The organism is Acidobacteriota bacterium (assembly GCA_003225175.1).
Classification (GTDB): Bacteria; Acidobacteriota; Terriglobia; order Terriglobales; family Acidobacteriaceae; genus Gp1-AA112.
Genome location: QIBA01000224.1, coordinates 1 through 1,657, shown reverse-complemented (window position 1 = coordinate 1,657; position 1,657 = coordinate 1). Strand labels below are relative to the sequence as shown.

Sequence of the window (1,657 nt, the reverse complement as noted above, 5' to 3'; positions counted from 1 at the left end):
ATGGCGGTGCTCATGATCTCCGCGGTGGTGGTCGCTCTAGCTTGATCTTTAACCTGTTCGTCGTGGTCGGGGATTGATGGACTTCTTCTTCGTGGGTTTGTTGGTGTTGGTTTTCGTGCTGGTCGCGGTGGTCATGATGTGTACGTCGTGGCGTGGGGTTGGCTTCGTGTTGCGTCGGCCGGGTGGGCGTCCGGGGCCTGGTTGGCAGGGTTTCGGTGCGTTGGCGGGGCAGGGTGTCTTCCCGCGTAGGTGTCGAAACCCTCGGCGTACGCGGGCCGGTGACAGTCGTTCGGCCCGCGCCGGTTTCTCCCAAGGGCGGCGCAGATCCGCGGCGAGGTGTCGGGCCAGGCGCAGCTGGGTGTAGACGGCGAGGAGCATCCAGGTCCACCGGTCAGCGGCCTGCGGGGTGCGGACCTTTGGGCAGGTCCAGCCCAGCGTTTGCTTGAACAGGCGGAAGGTGTGCTCGATGTCAAAGCGGCGCAGGAATGCCTGCCACAGCAGGTCCGCCTGGGCCGGGGTGGCGCCGGTGCCAGACCACCACAGCCACACCGGTTTGGGGATCGCGCCGCTGGGCAGCCGGGCCACGTCCAGGCGGATCACGGTGCCCTCGATCAGTGGTAGGTCCGCTGAGCCCATCCAGCCGGCCCGGCGGGTCAGCCGCGGGTGCAGCCGATCCCAACTGCGCGCCACAGCCTGCCCGTACAGGCGAGTGTCGGTCACGGTGGTCACGTCCGGGCGGCCCCAGCTGTTCGGGTCGCCGAAGATGAACTCGCCGCCGTGACGCGGCGGTCGGCCGTTGGTACCCGGCGCCCTGGGTGGGACCGCGCGGCGCAGCACCCGGTCTGAACGCATCCGGGCCAACACCTGCACCGGCAGGTCCCGCATCAGCCACGCCAGCCGGGGCGCGTCGTAGCCGGCATCGGCCACGATCAGGATCTCCGGATCGCCGGCCGACCAGTGTCCAGCAGCGATCAGCCTGGCCACCACGTCGCGCAGCTGCGTGGCGGTGACCGTGGCCGCGTCGTCGCCCGGTGCCAGGCGTACCGCGTCCAGCGGCGCCGTCCATGAACTGCGGCCGGTCTCCAACGCGACCACGAACGAGTACGGCCACCCCGGCACCATGATGTGTTGATCCTTACCGCGCCCGTAGGTGTGGCACAGGATCCGCTCCGGCGAGGTGTGCGCGTCCGGGCGCAGCCAACACGTGATATCCACCGCCAACACCAGGCGCCCGTCCGCCGCCCGCGGCAGTGCCACCGCGGACAACGCGGTCCGGAGCCGGGCCACGTCCAACCGGCCGCGGGCCAACGCCGCATACAGCCAACCGTGTCCACGGCGGTGCTCACCCACCAGCGACAGCTCGACCAGTGACCGCACCGGCCCGTCCGCGCACAGCACCGCGTCGGCCAACTCGAACAACGCGTCCGCTCGCTTGGTCAGGCAGGCGTAGAACTCCCGCCGCAAGCCGGCCAGCGTCCCAGACTCGTTATCCCCACGCCGATCCTGCACACTGATCTCCAGACGGCCCTTGGTTGTTGACGTTCTTCCCTCAGCAAGAAGAATGATCAACCAAGGGCTGTCCACATGCGACACTGGGGCCACTTGGACCGTGTCACACGTTAAAGATCAAGCTAGTGTCCTGAGTCGTTGGTCCGTT

At 68.3% G+C, this 1,657-nt stretch carries 1 protein-coding gene; it reads right to left on the bottom strand.

The genetic code is table 11. The annotated features are described in order from the left end of the window. Positions 1–48: 48 nt before the first annotated feature. Complete coding sequence (locus tag DMG62_24800; GenBank protein ID PYY19266.1) at positions 49–1,515, bottom strand: transposase; 1,467 nt, start codon at positions 1,513–1,515, stop codon at positions 49–51. Positions 1,516–1,657 lie beyond the last annotated feature (142 nt).